We start from the raw sequence: 16,764 nt of genomic DNA on the forward strand, positions 1-16,764 counted from the left end.
GGCTACAGCCGGCACGCGTGGATCGACGTCACGAGGATCGCGCGGGCACCCAGGTCGTAGAGCTGGTCCATCACCCGGTTGGTCTGGTCGCGGCGGACCATCGCGCGGACCGCGGCCCACTCGCGGTTGTGCAGCGGCGAGACGGTCGGCGACTCGAGCCCGGGCGTGATCGCGACGGCCTGGTCGACGAGGTCCAGCGGGCAGTCGTAGTCCATGAGCACGAACTGCCGCGCGGTGAGCACGCCCTGCAGGCGCCGGGTCAGGACGTCCAGGCCCGCGGGGGCCTCGACGTCCGAGCGACGCGCGAGCACCGCCTCGGAGCGCAGCAGCGCCTCGCCGAACACGTCCAGACCGGCGGCACGCAGCGTCGAGCCGGTCTCGACGACGTCGGCGACCACGTCGGCGACGCCGAGCCGGATCGCGCTCTCGACCGCGCCGTCGAGGCGCACGACCGCGCTCGGCTCGATGCCCCGTTCGGCGAGCGTCGCGCGCACCAGGACCGGGTACGAGGTCGCGACCCGCAGGCCGGCGATCTGCGAGATGTCGCTCAGCGTGCCCGCCGTGGTGGCGAACCGGAACGTCGACCGCGCGAAGCCGAGCGGCAGGTGCTCGACCGCGGGCGACTCCGAGTCGAGCAGCAGGTCCCGCCCGGTGATGCCGACGTCGACCGTGCCCGCCCCGACGTACACCGCGATGTCGCGGGGCCGCAGGAAGAAGAACTCGACGTCGTTGTCCGGGTCGGGCAGCACGAGCTCGCGCGAGTCGCGCCGCTGGCGGTAGCCGGCCTCACGGAGCATCTCGACGGCGGGCTCGGACAGCGAGCCCTTGTTGGGGACGGCGATGCGCAGCACAGGAGTTCCTTCGGACGACTCAGAGGTGGGCGTAGACGTCGTCGAGCGTGAGCCCGCGCGCCAGCATGAGCACCTGCAGGTGGTAGAGCAGCTGCGAGATCTCCTCGGCCGTCCGCTCGTGGCCCTCGTGCTCGGCGGCCATCCAGACCTCGGCGGCCTCCTCGACGATCTTCTTGCCGATCGCATGAACGCCGGCGTCCAGCTCGGCGACGGTGCCCGAGCCCTCGGGCCTGGTCACCGCCTTCTCGGACAGCTCCGCGAACAGCGCCTCAAACGTCTTCACGTCGGCCAAGGGTAGACGTTGCGCGCACTGCGCTCGTCGCGGGCTCGGCGACTGGGACGCGAGCTTGCACCGGCTCGGCCGAGGAGAGGCGTTGCGCACGCCACCAGACGACGAACCCGTAGACGACGACGCCGCCGTACACGAGGTACAGCGCGGCCGACGGGTAGTAGCCCGCCGAGAGCAGCAGGGGCACGCCCACGAGGTCCACGGCGATCCAGATGAGCCAGAACTCGATCCACCCGCGTGCCATGCCGTAGGTCGCGAGCAGCGAGCCCGTGAAGATCCACGCGTCGGCCCACGGCCCCCACGAACCGAGCTCACGGAAGACCCACGCGAAGGCGACGGTCCCCAGCACGGCCGCGGGCGCCAGCAGCGCCCAGCCGGCTCGACCGGCCCAGCGCGGCTCGACCGCGGGAGCGTCCGGCACCCCTGCGGCCTGCGCGTCGCGGCGGGTCTGCCGCCACCGCACCCAGCCGTACACCGACACGACGACGAAGAACACCTGGCGGCCCGCCTGCCCGTACAGGTCACGGTGCTGCGGCGTGTCGAAGACCGCGCCGAGGAACACCGTGAACAGCAGCACGTTGCCGACGATGCCTACGGGCCACGCCCACACCCTGCGCCGCAGCCCGCCCACGGCCGACGCGAGCCCGAACAGGTTGCCGACGATCTCGCGCCACAGGATGTCGTGGTGCGCGATGGTGACGGTGGCGTCGAACAGCCACCCGAGCGGTCCGTTCACCGGGTCAGGCCACGCAGCGCACCGACCGTCGCGACCGCCGCCTGCGCGGCCTCGTACCCCTTGTCCTCGACCGATCCGGGCAGGCCGGCGCGGTCGAGCGCCTGCTGCTCGTCGTCGCACGTGAGCACGCCGAACCCGACCGGCACGCCCGTGCTCACGGCGACGTCCGTCAGGCCGTTCGTCGCGCCCGCGCACACGTACTCGAAGTGCGGCGTGCCGCCGCGGATCACGACCCCGAGCGCGACCACGGCGTCCGCACCGCCACGCGCCGCGACGCCCGCGGCGACCGGGAGCTCGAACGTGCCGGGCACGCGGACCACCGTCACGTCCTCGACGTGCGCCTCGGCCAGGGCGCGGCGCGCTCCGTCCAGCAATCCGTCCATGACGACGGTGTGCCACGAGGCGGCGACGACGACGACACGCAGGCCGGTGCCGTCGACGGTCAGGGTGGGTGCTCCGGCGCCGCTCATGCGAGGTCCTCCAAGGGTGCGTAGGTGTGGTCCGTGCGGTCGGCACCCGGCGTGGCGGGTGCGGCGTGGACCGGGGAGACAGGGATCGGCTCGCGGACCGCGGCCCGCTCGCCGGCGGCGCCGTCGAAGTGGAGCACGTGCCCCATCGACGTCGCCTTGGTGCGCAGGTACGCCTCGTTCTGCGGCGTGCGGCCCACCTCGAGCCCGCGCACCTCGACGACCTCGATGCCGTGCGCGCGCAGCCCGGCCACCTTGGCCGGGTTGTTGGTCAGGAGCTGGACGCGTTCGACGCCGAGCGCGTGCAGGATCGCGGCCGCGCTGCCGTACTCGCGGCGGTCGGCAGGCCAGCCGAGATCCAGGTTCGCCTCGACCGTGTCGCGCCCCTCGTCCTGCAGCGCGTACGCCGCGACCTTGGCGAGCAGCCCGATCCCCCGGCCCTCGTGACCCCGCAGGTACACGACCGCGCCGCCCTGCTCGGCGGCGAGCTCGAGCGCGGCGTCGAGCTGGGGCCCGCAGTCGCAGCGCGCCGAGCCGAACGCGTCGCCCGTCAGGCACTCGCTGTGCACCCGGACCACGGGCGTCGCGGCCAGGCCCCTCGTCGGGACGAGCGCCACTTGCTCGTCGCCCGTGCGCAGGTCGCGGAAGCCGTGGATGCGGAAGTCCCCGTGCCGCGTGGGCAGGTAGGCGGTGTGCGTGGCGTGCACGCGCGGGCGGCCATCACCGGGTGCGGGTGCCTCGACCGCGTCGTCGTGCCGGCGACGCCACGCGACCAGGTCGGCGATCGTCAGGAGGACCAGGCCCTCGTCCTGCGCGAGTCGTGAGGCCTCCGGCAGCCGGACCATCGTGCCGTCGTCGTTCACGAGCTCGGCGATCGCGCCGACCGGGGCCAGCCCGGCCAGCCGGCACAGGTCCACGGCGGCCTCCGTGTGGCCCGCGCGGTGCAGGACGCCGCCCGGCACCGCGCGCAGCGGCAGCACGTGGCCGGGCCGGATGAGGTCGACCGGGCCGCTCGCCGGGTCCGCGAGCACGCGCAGCGTCCGCGCGCGGTCGGCCGCCGAGATCCCGGTGGTCACGCCCGTCGCGGCGTCCACCGTGACCGTGTACGCGGTGCGGCGCGGGTCCTGGCTGTGCGGGACCATGAGCGGCAGGTCGAGCGCGTCGGCTCGCGCGGCAGGCATGGGCGCGCACAGGTAGCCCGACGAGTGCCGGATGGTCCAGGCGACCCATTCGGGCGTCGCCGACTGCGCCGCGAGGATCACGTCCGCCTCGTTCTCGCGGTCGGGCGAGTCCGCGACGAGCACCGGACGGCCGTCGCGCAGGGCCTGGAGCGCCTGCTCGACCGTCCCCGTCACGACCTCCTCGGTGGCCGTCACCGGGCCACCGCCGTCAGGAGCCGCTCCGCGTACTTCGCTAGCACGTCCACCTCCAGGTTCACGGGCGAGCCGACGACGAGACCGCCGAGCGTGGTGTGCTCGAGCGTCGTCGGGATCAACGAGACGCCGAACGACTCGTCACCCACGTGCGTCACGGTCAGCGAGACACCGGAGACCGCGATCGAGCCCTTCTCCGCGACGTACCGCGCGAGCGGAGGCGGCACGGCGATCTCGACCTCGTCCCACCGCTCCCCCGGGTCGCGGCGCAGGATCGTGCCGACGCCGTCCACGTGCCCCTGCACGACGTGCCCGCCGTACCGGCCCCCCACGGCCAGCGCGCGCTCGAGGTTGACCCGGGCGCCCGGGACGAGCCCGCCCAGCGCGGTGCGACGCAGCGACTCGGGCATGACGTCGGCGGCGAACGTCCCGTCGCCGGGCAGCTCGCTCACCGTCAGGCACACGCCGTCGACGGCGATCGAGTCGCCCAGGTGCGCGTCGGACGTGACGAGCGCACCGTGCACGCGCAGCCGCGCGTCGGACCCTCGGTCCTCGATCGCGACGACGGTGCCGAGCTCCTCGACGATCCCGGTGAACATTCAGACCTCCCGGACGGGTGTGGCGACGACGAGCACGTCCGGCCCGAGCGGCAGCACGCTGACCGGCTCGAGCCGCACGGCTGCGGAGATGGACGTGATGCCGAGGTCGGCGATCGCCGCGGGACCGGCACCGAGCAGGACGGGCGCGACGTAGGCGTGCACCTCGTCGACGAGACCCGCGCGCAGGAACGCCGCGGCGAGCGTCGGGCCGCCCTCGACGAGCACACGGTGCACGGGCGCACCGTCGAGCGAGGCCAGCACGCGCAGGACCTCGGCGGGGTCGTGCGTCCGCACCTGGACGAGCTCGCCGCCGGGGCCACGCAGGCGCGCGCCGGACGCGAGCTCGCGGTAGCCGACGACGACGCGTCGCGGCTGCGTGCCGGCGAGAGTCCCGTCCGCGGTACGGGCCGTCAGCGACGGGTCGTCGCGCAGCGCGGTACCCGTGCCGACGACGATCGCATCGACCTGGGCGCGCAGCTCGTGCGCGTGCCGGCGCGCGACGGGCGACGTGATCCACCGGCTGGACCCGTCGGACGCCGCGACGCGGCCGTCGAGCGTCGCGGCGGTCTTGAGCGTCACGAACGGGCGGTCGCGCCCCACGCGCGGCAGCCAGGACCCGAGCAGCTCGCGGCCCTGCTCGGCCAGCACGTCGGTGGTGACCGACACACCGGCCGCGCGCAGCACCTCGGCACCGCCCGCCGCCACGGGGTTGGGGTCCTGGACGGCGACGACGACGCGCGCGATCCCCGCCTCGAGCAGCGCCTGCGTGCACGGGCCGGTGCGTCCGGTGTGCGAGCAGGGCTCGAGGGTCACCACCGCGGTCGCGCCGCGGGGGTCCTCGCCGCGGTCGGCGGCGTCCGCGAGGGCCGCGACCTCGGCGTGCGGCGTCCCGGCGCCCCGGTGCCAGCCCTCGCCGATCGTCGTCGACCGACCTGTGCCCTCCGACGGGCGCAGGAGCACGCACCCGACGCGCGGGTTCGGGTCGTGCTCCGGCCCACGCCGGGCCAGGTCGAACGCACGCACCATCGCCGCACGCTCGTCGGCTGTGCTGGTCACGTCCACCTCCCGGGCCACGACGGGCTCCGGGGGACGCGTGGGAGGCACCACGCGACAACGACACGCACCATGCGCGCCGCCACGTACTTCCTCCCATCCGGACTTTCACCGTCGGTCCTGGAGTTCCACCAGGTCAACCGCTCGGTCGACGATCGCTCGTCTCCCGCGCGGGTCGCGGACTGTCACCGCCGGCTCGGACTTTCACCGACCCCGGAGCACGTGTACTGCGGACACGACATGCGTCGCGTCCTGCTCGGATGATGCCACATCCGGCTGGACGCCCGTCCGGAGGTCGGGCCTCACGCCCAGATCGTGGACGCCCGGCTGCGCAGCTCGGCGATCTCGGCGGCGACGTCGTCGGCGCCGTAGACCGCGGAACCCGCGACGAACACGTCAGCGCCCGCCTGCGCGATGCGCGCGATCGTCTCGCGCGACACTCCGCCGTCGACCTGCAACCACGTGTCCGTGCCGGCCGCGGTGATCGCATCGCGCGTCCGGCGGACCTTCGGCAGCGTGCCCTCGATGAACGACTGACCGCCGAACCCGGGCTCGACCGTCATCACGAGCACCATGTCGAGCTCGGGCAGGAGGTCGAAGAACGGCTCGACCGGTGAGGCCGGTCGCAGCGCCACGCCGGCGCGCGCGCCGAGGCTGCGCAGCTCGCGCGCGAGACGGACGGGGGCCTGCGTCGCCTCGGCGTGGAACGTCACCGAGGCGACCCCCGCGCGGGCGAACTCGGGCGCCCACCGGTCGGCGTCCTCGATCATGAGGTGCACGTCCACCGGGACCGGCGACACCTCGACGATCCGCCTGACGACCGGGAGCCCGAGCGTGAGGTTCGGCACGAAGTGGTTGTCCATGACGTCCACGTGCACCAGGTCCGCGGTCGCGATGCGCGCGAGCTCGCGCTCGAGGTTCATGAAGTCGGCGGACAGGATGCTGGGCGCGATCTTGACGGGCACGTCGTCAGCCTATCGAGGCGCCCCGCACGGCCGCTCGGCGCACCGCCGGTGGCGTCACAGGCGTCGCAGCAGCGTCAGGTGCATCGCGTCAGTGCCGTGCACGTGCGGCCAGAGCTGCAGGTCGCGACGGTCGCCGACGAGGTCGAGCGGGCCCGCCGCGACCTCGCGCGCGACCGCACGCGCATCGAGCAGCTCGACCTCAAGACCGTCCTTGGCGGCCGCGCGCACCGCGTCCGTCACGACGAGCCGCGTCTCGACCAGGTGCGGCGAGCACGTCACGTACGCGACCACCCCGCCCGGGCGCACCGTCCGCAGCGCCGAGCCCAGGAGCTCGCGCTGCAGCGCGGCCAGCCCCGTCAGGTCGGCGGGCGTGCGACGCCAGCGCGACTCGGGCCGGCGGCGCAGCGCGCCCAGGCCCGTGCACGGAGCGTCCACCATGACCCGGTCGTACGCGTCGGGCTCGGCCGCGCCGAACTCGCGGCCGTCCCCGGTGCGCACGGACTCCACCGCGCTGCCGGCCACGGCGCGCAGCGCCTGCTCGACGAGGCGCGCCCGGTGCGGTGCCACCTCGTTGGCCACGAGGCGTGCACCGCGGCCCGCCGCCAGCGCCGCCAGCAGCGACGCCTTGCCCCCGGGGCCGGCGCACAGGTCGAGCCAACGCTCGTCGGGGCCGTCGAGCGGGGCCGCCGCGAGGGCGAGCGCGACGAGCTGGCTGCCCTCGTCCTGCACGCCCGCTCGGCCCGTGCGCACGGCCTCGACGGCTGCCGGGTCACCGCTCCCGGGCACGACCGCGTACGGCGAGACCGCGCCCGGCCTCGCGCCCTCGCCGATCTGCTCGACGAGCTGCGCGGGGTCCACGAGCCCGGGCCGCGCGACGAGGGCGACCCGCGGCGCCGTGTTGTCCGCCGCCAGGAGCGCCGTGACGTCGTCGGCCGACCGGCCGTCACCCACCAGCGCCTCGCGCAGCGCGCGCACGATCCACGCGGGATGGCTCTCGGTCACCGCGAGCCGCGCGACCGGGTCCTGACCGTCAGGGTCGGCCGCGTCGCCGATGAGCTCGAGCCAGCGCGCGGGCTCCTCGCGCGAGACCGCGCGCAGCACCGCGTTGACGAACTGGGACGCGCCCGTCCCGACGCGCGACCGCGCGAGACCGACCGTCTGGGACACCGCGGCGTGCGCGGGCACGCGCATGCCGAGCAGCTGGTGCGTGCCCAGGCGCAGCAGGTCGAGGACCGGCGGGTCGATGCGCGCCACGTCGCGGCCCGCGGCCTGCTCGATGACCGCGTCGTACCGGCCGCGCAGGCGCAGCGTGCCGTAGGCGAGCTCCGTCGCGAACGCCGCGTCGCGGCCATCGACGCCGCGTTCCCGCAGCAGCGGCGGGAGCACCAGGTTGGCGTAGGAGTCGCTCTCGTCCACGGCACGCAGCACGTCGTAGGCCGTGGCCCGCGCGACGTCCGCGTGCCGGGTGCGCTGCGACGGCGCCTGCGCGGACCGTTGCGTCCGGCCCTCGGCTCGCGCCGCACCGCGCTGACGACCGCGCTCGTCGCGCCGGCCCGTGTCACGCCTGTCGTCGCTCACGCGTCCGCCCCCAGCACCAGGTCGTCGGCCAGGCGCGCGCCGCGCGCCCAGTCGGGTGCGGGCATCGCGCGCTTGCCCGGTGGCATCACGTCGCCGAGCCGCACCGCGTGACCGGCCGTCCCGACGAGCACCTCGCGCTTGTCGGCGCGCACCTGCCCGGGCGCGAGGTCGACCACGTCGGCGGCCGGGGTGACGGGCCCGAGGCCGAGCCGCGAGCCGTCGGGCAGCGTCGTCCACGCGCCGGGTGCGGGCGTGCAGCCACGGATCCGCCGGTCCACGACGTGTGCGGGCATGTGCCAGCGGACGCGCGCGTCCTCGACCTCGACCTTGGGTGCGTGGCTGACGCCGTCCGCGGGTTGCGCGACGGGCTGGAGCTGACCGTCCTCGAGCGCGTCGAGCGTGCGGACCAGCAGCGTCGCACCCGCGACCGCGAGGCGCTCCAGCAGGTCGCCCGACGTGTCGCGCGGACGGATCGTCTCGGTGAGCGTGCCGAGCACGGGCCCGGTGTCGAGCCCCTGCTCGAGCAGGAAGGTCGTCGCCCCCGTGACCTCGTCGCCGGCCATGATCGCATGCTGCACGGGGGCCGCGCCGCGCCAGGCGGGCAGCACCGAGAAGTGCAGGTTGACCCAGCCGTGGGTCGGCACCGCCAGCAGCGTGGGAGGCACGAGGTTGCCGTAGGCGACCACGGGGGCGGCGTCGACCTCGAGCGCGCGGATCTGCGCGACGACCTCGTCGTCCCGCAGCGTCCTCGGCGTGAGGACCGGGATGCCCGCCTCGAGCGCGCGCGCCTTCACCGGGCTCGGGGTCAGCGTGCGGCCGCGGCCGGAGCGCGCGTCGGGACGCGTGAGCACGGCGACGACCTCGTGCCGGGACGCGAGGAGCGCCTCGAGGCTCGCCAGTGCGGGCGTGGGGGTACCGGCGAACAGCAGACGCATGGCATCGATCCTAAGAGCGCGGCACGGCATCCCCCGCACGCGGGTGCGGCCTCAGCCGGCCGACGGCACCAGGCCCCGCGCCACGAGCTCCGTGCGCAGCGCGTCGGCGTCCGTGAACAGCACCGCGTCGAAGCCCTCGTCCGCGGCCGCCGCGACGTTCGCCGCGGAGTCGTCGACGAACAGCGTGCGCGCCGGATCGAGGCCGAAGCGCCGCGCCGCGAGCCGGAAGATCGCGGGGTCGGGCTTGACGAGGCCGACGTCGCCCGAGACCAGCACGTCCTCCAGGAGCCCGATCGCGGCCGCGGCGGGCACGGCGTGGTGGTAGAGCTGCGCCGACCAGTTCGTCAGGCCCAGGACGCGCACTCCCCCGGCGATGAGGTCCTCGACGATCGCCGCGGTGCCCGGCACCGGTCCCGTCAACGCGTCGTCGAAGTGGGCGACGTACAGGTCCAGGGCCGGGACGTGCTGCGGCGTGGACTGCTCGAGCTCGGCACGCGCGTGCGCCCACGGCCGGCCCGCGTCCTGCCTGCTGTTGAGGTGTGCGAAGTCGACCTCGGCGAAGAACGCCTCGACCGCGTCGAGCGGCATGCGCCCGGCGAACGCACGGTACGGGTCCCAGCCGACGAGCACGTTCCCGAGGTCGAGCAGCACCGCCTCGATCCCTCGCACCGCGGCCCCCGCTCCGCTCGTCACCGCGCCCGCACCGCCTGGCTCGCGTTCCACCATGCCCCCAGCCTCGCGCGGGCGCGCACGTGGGCGCCACTGCTCACAGCAGCTCGCCCGGGTCGAGCTGGACGCGCGCGGTGCCACCCTCGCGCTTCGCCGAGCGCACGGCCACCGACGCCGCGACCGCGGACGCCAGGGCCCCGCCGCTCGAGCGCGGCACGCGCAGCAGGGCACGCACGTCCGGCTCGAACGCGCCGCGTTCCGAGCCCGGCACCGGGACCGGGCCGAGCACGTCGAGCCCGGGCAGGGCCACACGCCGCAGCACCGCGGCGACCGCGTCGCGCGTCCCGGTGACCGACGCCATCCGGTAGGCGGGCGGCAGCCCCAACGCGGCGCGCTCGTCGAGCTCGCGCACAGCGAGCCCCACCGGGTCCCACCGCACGATGGCCTGCGACGCGCGCTGCTCGGCGTCCCCGACGAGCAGCACCACGCCTCCGTCGTCGGCAGCCCGCACGAGCGCCGCCGCAGCCAGCCAGCGCCGCACCGCGTCGGTCAGCACGCCCAGTGCCGAACCCGCGGTCGCCACCGCGGCGTCGAGCAGCACGGCCGCGGCATACCCCGCGGGAGCCACCGGCTCCGCGCCGGGCGTCGCGACGACGAGCGCGGGCCGGTCCTTGACGCTCGCGACCACGCCGGTCGCCGCGCGCGCCCCCGAGACCACGACCGGCACGCCCGGGAACGCCCGCCCGAGCTCCTCAGCGGTGCGCTCCGAGCCCACGCGCACCGAGCGGAGCGCCGCAGCGCCGCACTCGTCGCAGCGCCAGTCGGTCGCCATGCGCCCGCACCAGCTGCACGTCGGCACGCCGTCCGACGCGTGCAGCGCCAGCGGCCCGTGGCACGCCGAGCACCGCGCCGCCGAGCGGCACCGCCCGCACGCGACCGCGGGCAGGTACCCGGCACGCGGCACCTGCACGAGCACGGGACCGTCGGCGAGACGGTCGCGGATCGCCCGCCAGGCCGGCGTGGGCAGGCGCGCCGCGGCGGCCGCCCCTTCCCGCGCGAGCTCGGTCGACGTGAGCGCTCGCACGCGCGGCGTGCGCGCCCGGACGCGTGCCCGGTCGGCGCTGACGTCGTGCGCCCAGCCTGCGGCCACGAGCGCCTGCGCCTCGACCGTGCGCCCGTGCGCGCCGACCAGGAGGGCCGCGTGCTCGATCTCCGAGCGCAGGGCCAGCACCTCCCGCACGTGCGGGTACGGCGCCCGTGGTTCGGCGTGCAGCGAGTCGCCGTCGTCCCAGCAGACCACGAGCCCCAGGTCGTGCACGGGCGCGAAGGCAGCGGCGCGCGTCCCGACCACGACATCGGCCTGCCCGCGCGAGGCCGCGAGGAACGCGCGGTAGCGCGGGCTCGGACCGTCGTCGGCCGTGAGCCGCACGGCGCCGCCACGCAGACCCGGTGCCCAGCGCGGCACCCCGGCGTCCTCGAGCGCGGCCAAGACCCGGTCCACGTCACGCGCGTCCGGGACGACGACGAGCGCCCCCCGGCCCCCGAGCACCGCGGCCGCGACCGCCTGCGCGATCGCGTCGGGCCACCGCGCGCCGGGACCGCCGGGGAGCGCGGTCCACACCGCACGCGGCGCTCCCCCGCCGGTGACGTGCTGCACGAACGCGGAGCCGCCGCGGTAGTCCGTCCACGCGGTCGCCGAGGGCGACGGCGGCGGAACGTCCGTCGGCTCGTCCGGTGAGGACTCGGCCTCGACGCGCGCGTGGCGCGGCGGGATCGCGAGCCGCAGCACGTCGGCGAGCGTCCCGGCCCAGCGGTCCGCGACCGCGCGCGCGAGGCGCGCCGTGGCGGGGTGCAGCACCACCTCGGCGGACACCACCCGGCGCAGCGGCACCAGCGCACCGTCGTGCTCGGCCTCGTCGGCCCGCTCCAGCACGTACCCGTCGACGTCCTGGCCGCCGAACCGCACCTTGACGCGCGTCCCAGCCTGCGCGTCGTCGGACAGCGCGGCCGGGACCGCGTACTCGAACGGGCGGTCGAGGTGCGCAGGCGGCAGGTCGATGCACACGCGCGCGACGGGGAGCTCGGTCGCGAGGTCACCCGCCGCGCGGGGACGACGGCGTGCGCGCGGTGCGGGCACGCCGTCGAGCGTCAGCTGCTCGGGCGTCGTCTCCACGGGCTCATCTCACCATCGTCCGCCCACGTCGGTGGCATCCCGGGGGCGCTGCGTCCTGCGGTCGCGCCGACGGTTCGGCGGGCACGTCGATCGGTCAGCCGACAGCCGCGCGCAGCTCGTCGACGCGGTCGGTGCGCTCCCACGTGAACTCGGGAAGCTCACGGCCGAAGTGACCGTAGGCCGCGGTCCGGCGGTAGATCGGCCGCTGCAGGTCGAGCGTGCGGATGATCGCCGCCGGACGCAGGTCGAACACCTGCCGGATCGCCGCGGTCAGACGCGCGTCGTCGACCAGGCCCGTGCCGAACGTCTCGACGTACAGCCCGACGGGGTGCGCCTTGCCGATCGCGTACGCGACCTGCACCTCGCAGCGGCGCGCGAGCCCCGCAGCGACGACGTTCTTGGCAACCCAGCGCATCGCGTACGCGGCCGAGCGGTCGACCTTTGACGGGTCCTTGCCCGAGAACGCTCCGCCGCCGTGCCGCGCGAACCCGCCGTACGTGTCGACGATGATCTTGCGCCCCGTGAGGCCGGCGTCGCCCTGCGGGCCGCCGACGACGAACTGGCCCGTCGGGTTCACGAACAGGTCGTACGACGACGTGTCGAGGTCGACCTGCGCGAGCACCGGCTCGATGACGTGCTCGATGATCGCGGGCCGCAGCTGCGTCTCCAGGTGCACGTCCGGCTCGTGCTGGGTCGACAGCACGAGCGCGTCGAGGCGCACGGGGCGGTCGCCGTCGTACCCGATCGTCACCTGCGTCTTGCCGTCGGGGCGCAGGCCCGCGACGATCCCCTCCTTGCGGACGAGCGCGAGGCGCTCCGCGAGGCGGTGGGCCAGCCAGATCGGCAGGGGCATGAGCGAGGCCGTCTCGTCCGACGCGTAGCCGAACATGAGGCCCTGGTCGCCCGCGCCCTGGGTGTCGAGCTCGTCGTGGTCCTCGGCGTCCTCACGAAGCTCGAGCGACTTGGCCACACCCATCGCGATGTCCGGCGACTGCTGACCGATCGAGACGGACACGCCGCACGACTCGCCGTCGAAACCGATGTGCGACGACGTGTAGCCGATCTCCCGCACGACCTGGCGGATGATCTGCGGGATCTCGACGTACGCCTCGGTCGAGACCTCGCCGGCGACGTGCACGAGGCCCGTGGTCACCATGGTCTCGACGGCGACGCGAGCGTCGGGGTCCTGGTCGAGGATCGCGTCGAGGATCGAGTCCGAGATCTGGTCGCAGATCTTGTCCGGATGGCCCTCCGTCACCGACTCCGACGTGAACAGGCGCATCGCAGGATCAGTCATGGGCTCAGCGTAATCGCGTGCAGGCCCGGACCCGTGCTCAGCCCAGTGCGCGGACGGCGTCCCACACCGCGTGGGCGACCGCGTCCTTGCTCCCGCTGGCGGTCGCCACCGGCTCACCGCGCGCGTCGAGGATCGTCACGTCGTTCTCCGCCGTCCCGAAGCCGAGCCCGTCGCCCACGGCGTTCACGACGAGCAGGTCCGCACCCTTGCGCAGCGCCTTGGACCGGCCGTGCTCCAGCACCGACCCCTGGTCGTCACCCGTCTCGGCCGCGAAGCCGACGACGACCTGCCCCGGACGCAGCCGGTCACGGGCGAGCTCGGCCAGCACGTCGACGTTCTCGACGAGCTCGATCGTCGGCGCCTGGGCACCGGCGCGCTTCTTGATCTTGGTCTCGGCGGGGCTCACCGGCCGGAAGTCCGCGACCGCGGCGGCCATCACGACCGCCTCGGCGTCCTTGGCCGCCGAGCGCACGGCCTCGCGGAGCTGTGCGGCCGTGCCGACCGGCACGACGACGACGCCGTCAGGCGCGGGGACGGCCAGGTTCGCGGCGACGAGCGTCACCTGCGCTCCACGCTGCGCCGCGGCGGAGGCCAGCGCGACGCCCTGACGCCCGGAGGACCGGTTGCCCAGGAAGCGCACGGGGTCGATCGGCTCCCGGGTCCCGCCGGCCGACACCACGACTCGCCAACCGGCGAGGTCGTGCGTGCTGTGGGCATCCGCGGTCTCAGCCGCGTGGCCACCTGGTGCGGTCTCGGCTTGAGCCGGCTCGACGAGCCGCAGCGCGGCGGCGGCGATGACGTCCGGCTCGGGCAGCCGTCCCGGGCCGGTGTCGGTGCCCGTGAGCCGCCCGGAGGCCGGGTCGAGCACGTGCACGCCGCGCGCGCGCAGCAGCGCGACGTTCGCGACGGTCGCGGGGTGCTCCCACATCTCGGTGTGCATCGCGGGCGCGAGCAGCACCGGCGCGCGCGTGACCAGGAGAGTCGCGGTCAGCAGGTCGTCCGCCTGACCGGTCGCGGCGCGTGCGAGCAGGTCGGCGGTCGCCGGGGCCACGACGACCAGATCGGCGTGCTGCCCGATCGCGACGTGCGCGACCTCGTCGACGTCCTCGAAGACGTCGGTCGTGACGCGCTGGCCCGAGAGGGCCTCCCACGTGGGACGGCCGACGAACTCGAGCGCGGCCCGCGTCGGCACGACGCGGACCTCGTGGCCGGCCTCGCGCAGCTGGCGCAGCAGAAGGACCGCCTTGTAGGCGGCGATACCGCCCGCGACACCCAGCACGATGCGCACGCGCGTGCTCCTCTCGCGGGCGGTCGCGGGACTCAGGCCTCGGTGGCCTCGACGGTCAGCAGGCCACGGTCGATCTCACGCATCGCGATCGAGAGCGGCTTCTCCTGCGGACGCGTCTCGACCAGCGGGCCGACGTACTCGAGCAGGCCCTCGTTGAGCTGCGAGTAGTAGGCGTTGATCTGACGCGCACGCTTGGCCGAGTACAGCACGAGGGCGTACTTCGAGTCGGCGCGCTCGAGGAGCTGGTCGATCGGCGGGTCGGTGATGCCCGTGGGGGCGGCGACGGTTCCGGACACGGAGGACTCCCGAGGCTTGGGTGGGGTGTGGCTGATCGACGATCTGCCCGACAGTCTACCCGGGCGTCAGGCGCGGACGACTCCCATGACGTGCACGAGCTCGTCCGTGGCGCGCGTCACCTCGTCGTTGACGATGACGTGGTCGAACTCGGAGGCCGCCGCGAGCTCGACCCGCGCGGTCTGCAGACGTCGCTCGCGCTCCTCCGCACCCTCGGTCCCCCGCCCGACGAGCCGGCGCACCAGCTCGTCGAACGACGGCGGCGCGAGGAAGACGAACCGGGCGTCGGGCATCGACTCGCGGACCTGGCGCGCGCCCTGGAGGTCGATCTCGAGGAGCGTCGGCACACCCGCGGCGAGGCGCTCCTCCACGGGCCCGCGGGGCGTCCCGTAGCGGTTGCGGCCGTGCACCACGGCCCACTCGAGCAGCTCGCCGGACTGCGCCATGCGGTCGAACTCCTCGGCCGACACGAAGTGGTAGTGCACGCCGTCGATCTCGCCCGGCCGCGGCGCACGCGTCGTCGCGGACACCGAGAGCCACACCTCGGGGTAGCGCGCCCGGACGTCGGCCGAGACCGTTCCCTTGCCCACCGCTGTCGGTCCGGCGAGCACGGTGAGCCGCGCAGGCGTCGTCGTCATGGCGGCGAGAGCTCCTTGGTGGTCGGGTGGCGCTGCGCCTGCCGACACCGGCGGGTGCCCGGTCACCGGCGGCGGCGCAGCGTGACCCTACCTCAGGGCGAGCGCCTCAGCCGAAGCGCTTGATGAGCTCCTCGACCTGGTGCGGACCGAGCCCGCGAACCCGCCGTGTCTCGGAGATCCCGATGTCCGACATGATCGCGCGAGCCTTGACCTTGCCGACCCCGGGGAGCGACTCGAGCAGCGAGACCACCTTGAGCTTGCCGATGGTCTCGTCCTGCTGCCCCTGCTTGATGACCTCCGAGAGGCTTCCCTGCGAGTACTTGAGGCGGTTCTTGACCTCGGCACGGGCCTGCCGGGCAGCGGCGGCCTTCTGCAGCGCTGCAGCGCGCTGTTCGGGAGTCAGCGGAGGGAGTGCCACGCGCGTCACCTTCTCGTCACAAGAGCTGGACCTGACCGTCACCCCGCGAACTTGCGGGCCGCATCTGTGAACCTAGCGACCCCCCCGAGGTCCGGCAATGCGAACACGCCCGTGCCGCGGACCTGCGACCTGCGCAGACGACGCGAGACGCCCACAGCGCGGACCCTGCGGGCGCGCCGCAGCGACCCCGGTACGAGCCGGACCGCTGTCCAGTTCGCGGGGGTGCCGGCCGCGGCCGGTTCAGCTCAGTGCGGCCGCCGCCTCGTGCGCCGCCGCACCGGCCGCGGCGCGCAGCGCGGCGACGTCCGGCCCGGCGCGCAGCACGCCTCGCGACGAGGAGGCGAGCACCTGTCCCCGGGCCGCGCCGAACACCTCGCGCAGCTCGTCGGCGCCCGCCCCCTGGGCGCCCACGCCCGGCGCGAGCAGGGGTCCGTTGACGGCCGTGAGGTCGGTCCCGGTCCGGCCGGCCGCGTCGCCCACCGTCGCGCCCACGACGAGCCCGATCGAGCCCATGGGCGTCGCGTCGGCGTTGAGCGCCGCGGCGTGCGCGGCCATCACGGCCGCGACGGAGGCGCCCGTGCCCCCGTCGCCTCGGGTCGTGCGCGCGTGCTGGACCTCGTGGCCCTCCGTGTTGGACGTCAGGCAGAGCACGAACAGCCCGCGGCCCGACGAGAGCGCGAGGTCGACCGCGGGGGTCAGCGACCCGAAGCCGAGGTACGGCGAGACCGTCAGCGCGTCCCCCGCGAGCGAGGAGCCGTCGCGCAGGAACGCCTCGGCGTAGGCGCCCATCGTCGAGCCGATGTCCCCGCGCTTGGCGTCCACGATGACGAGCGTGCCCGTCTCGCGTCCCGCGGCGACGATCTCCTCGAGCACCGCGACGCCTCGCGAGCCGTGGCGCTCGAAGAAGGCCGCCTGCGGCTTGACCGCGGCGACACGCCCCGCGACGGCCTCCATGACCGTGAGCGAGAACCGGCGCAGGCCCTCGGCGTCGTCGCTCAAGCCCCACGCGTCGAGCAGGCTCGCGTGCGGGTCGATCCCGACGCAGAGCGGTCCGTGCGCGGCCATCGCCGTCGCGAGCCTCGTGCCGAACGGTGTGACGGCCATGCGGTGCCCTCTTCTCGTGCTCGTCGTGCCTCGGTGC

The 16,764-nt window shown here is 75.0% G+C and carries 18 protein-coding genes and 1 riboswitch; all 18 genes read right to left on the reverse strand.

Annotated elements, in window-relative coordinates; translation table 11 throughout:
- Positions 1-2 precede the first annotated feature (2 nt).
- Positions 3-851: an ATP phosphoribosyltransferase gene (gene hisG / locus CGE01nite_RS00530; protein ID WP_048341199.1), complete on the reverse strand. Its 849-nt coding sequence runs from the start codon at positions 849-851 to the stop codon at positions 3-5.
- 19 nt (positions 852-870) lie between these two features.
- Positions 871-1,134, reverse strand: a complete 264-nt coding sequence (locus CGE01nite_RS00535; RefSeq protein ID WP_048341200.1) for a phosphoribosyl-ATP diphosphatase — start codon at positions 1,132-1,134, stop codon at positions 871-873.
- A complete protein-coding gene (gene pnuC / locus CGE01nite_RS00540; RefSeq protein ID WP_048341201.1) occupies positions 1,121-1,876 on the reverse strand; it encodes a nicotinamide riboside transporter PnuC in 756 nt (251 codons plus the stop codon). Before pnuC ends, CGE01nite_RS00535 begins: the two co-directional genes overlap by 14 nt.
- On the reverse strand, positions 1,873-2,346 hold the full coding sequence (gene ribH, locus CGE01nite_RS00545) for a 6,7-dimethyl-8-ribityllumazine synthase (RefSeq protein WP_141368351.1): 474 nt from the start codon (positions 2,344-2,346) through the stop codon (positions 1,873-1,875). The genes pnuC and ribH overlap by 4 nt, the downstream gene beginning before the upstream one ends.
- Positions 2,343-3,719: a 3,4-dihydroxy-2-butanone-4-phosphate synthase gene (gene ribB / locus CGE01nite_RS00550; RefSeq protein ID WP_218022581.1), complete on the reverse strand. Its 1,377-nt coding sequence runs from the start codon at positions 3,717-3,719 to the stop codon at positions 2,343-2,345. Before ribB ends, ribH begins: the two co-directional genes overlap by 4 nt.
- Positions 3,716-4,315 carry a riboflavin synthase gene (locus CGE01nite_RS00555; RefSeq protein WP_141368353.1) on the reverse strand — a complete coding sequence of 200 codons (600 nt, stop codon included), beginning with the start codon at positions 4,313-4,315 and terminating at the stop codon, positions 3,716-3,718. The genes ribB and CGE01nite_RS00555 overlap by 4 nt, the downstream gene beginning before the upstream one ends.
- On the reverse strand, positions 4,316-5,341 hold the full coding sequence (gene ribD, locus CGE01nite_RS00560) for a bifunctional diaminohydroxyphosphoribosylaminopyrimidine deaminase/5-amino-6-(5-phosphoribosylamino)uracil reductase RibD (protein WP_141368523.1): 1,026 nt from the start codon (positions 5,339-5,341) through the stop codon (positions 4,316-4,318).
- Between the two features lie 109 nt (positions 5,342-5,450).
- Positions 5,451-5,594, reverse strand: a riboswitch (FMN riboswitch).
- 76 nt (positions 5,595-5,670) lie between these two features.
- Positions 5,671-6,333, reverse strand: a complete 663-nt coding sequence (rpe, locus tag CGE01nite_RS00565; protein WP_082156096.1) for a ribulose-phosphate 3-epimerase — start codon at positions 6,331-6,333, stop codon at positions 5,671-5,673.
- Between the two features lie 54 nt (positions 6,334-6,387).
- On the reverse strand, positions 6,388-7,911 hold the full coding sequence (locus CGE01nite_RS00570) for an RsmB/NOP family class I SAM-dependent RNA methyltransferase (protein ID WP_141368355.1): 1,524 nt from the start codon (positions 7,909-7,911) through the stop codon (positions 6,388-6,390).
- The gene (gene fmt / locus CGE01nite_RS00575; protein WP_141368357.1) at positions 7,908-8,846 is read right to left on the reverse strand and encodes a methionyl-tRNA formyltransferase; all 939 of its coding nucleotides are present in this window, start codon (positions 8,844-8,846) and stop codon (positions 7,908-7,910) included. The genes CGE01nite_RS00570 and fmt overlap by 4 nt, the downstream gene beginning before the upstream one ends.
- Before the next feature lie 51 nt (positions 8,847-8,897).
- Positions 8,898-9,572, reverse strand: coding sequence for an HAD-IA family hydrolase (locus CGE01nite_RS00580; protein ID WP_141368359.1), 675 nt, complete (start codon positions 9,570-9,572; stop codon positions 8,898-8,900).
- A gap of 40 nt (positions 9,573-9,612) precedes the next feature.
- Positions 9,613-11,688 (reverse strand): primosomal protein N', encoded by a 2,076-nt coding sequence (locus CGE01nite_RS00585; RefSeq protein ID WP_141368361.1) that lies wholly within the window; start codon positions 11,686-11,688, stop codon positions 9,613-9,615.
- Between the two features lie 94 nt (positions 11,689-11,782).
- Entirely contained in the window at positions 11,783-12,985 is a 1,203-nt protein-coding gene (metK, locus tag CGE01nite_RS00590) for a methionine adenosyltransferase (protein ID WP_048342196.1), read from the reverse strand.
- A 37-nt stretch (positions 12,986-13,022) separates the two neighbouring features.
- Positions 13,023-14,273 (reverse strand): bifunctional phosphopantothenoylcysteine decarboxylase/phosphopantothenate--cysteine ligase CoaBC, encoded by a 1,251-nt coding sequence (gene coaBC / locus CGE01nite_RS00595; protein ID WP_141368363.1) that lies wholly within the window; start codon positions 14,271-14,273, stop codon positions 13,023-13,025.
- Positions 14,274-14,305: 32 nt separating this feature from the next.
- The gene (rpoZ, locus tag CGE01nite_RS00600) at positions 14,306-14,569 is read right to left on the reverse strand and encodes a DNA-directed RNA polymerase subunit omega (RefSeq protein ID WP_048342194.1); all 264 of its coding nucleotides are present in this window, start codon (positions 14,567-14,569) and stop codon (positions 14,306-14,308) included.
- A 66-nt stretch (positions 14,570-14,635) separates the two neighbouring features.
- Entirely contained in the window at positions 14,636-15,205 is a 570-nt protein-coding gene (gmk, locus tag CGE01nite_RS00605) for a guanylate kinase (RefSeq protein WP_048342193.1), read from the reverse strand.
- Between the two features lie 106 nt (positions 15,206-15,311).
- Positions 15,312-15,623 carry an integration host factor, actinobacterial type gene (mihF, locus tag CGE01nite_RS00610; protein ID WP_141368365.1) on the reverse strand — a complete coding sequence of 104 codons (312 nt, stop codon included), beginning with the start codon at positions 15,621-15,623 and terminating at the stop codon, positions 15,312-15,314.
- Between the two features lie 240 nt (positions 15,624-15,863).
- On the reverse strand, positions 15,864-16,727 hold the full coding sequence (pyrF, locus tag CGE01nite_RS00615) for an orotidine-5'-phosphate decarboxylase (protein ID WP_048342192.1): 864 nt from the start codon (positions 16,725-16,727) through the stop codon (positions 15,864-15,866).
- Positions 16,728-16,764 lie beyond the last annotated feature (37 nt).

Source organism: Cellulomonas gelida, from assembly GCF_006538725.1.
GTDB classification, from domain to species: Bacteria; Actinomycetota; Actinomycetes; order Actinomycetales; family Cellulomonadaceae; genus Cellulomonas; species Cellulomonas gelida.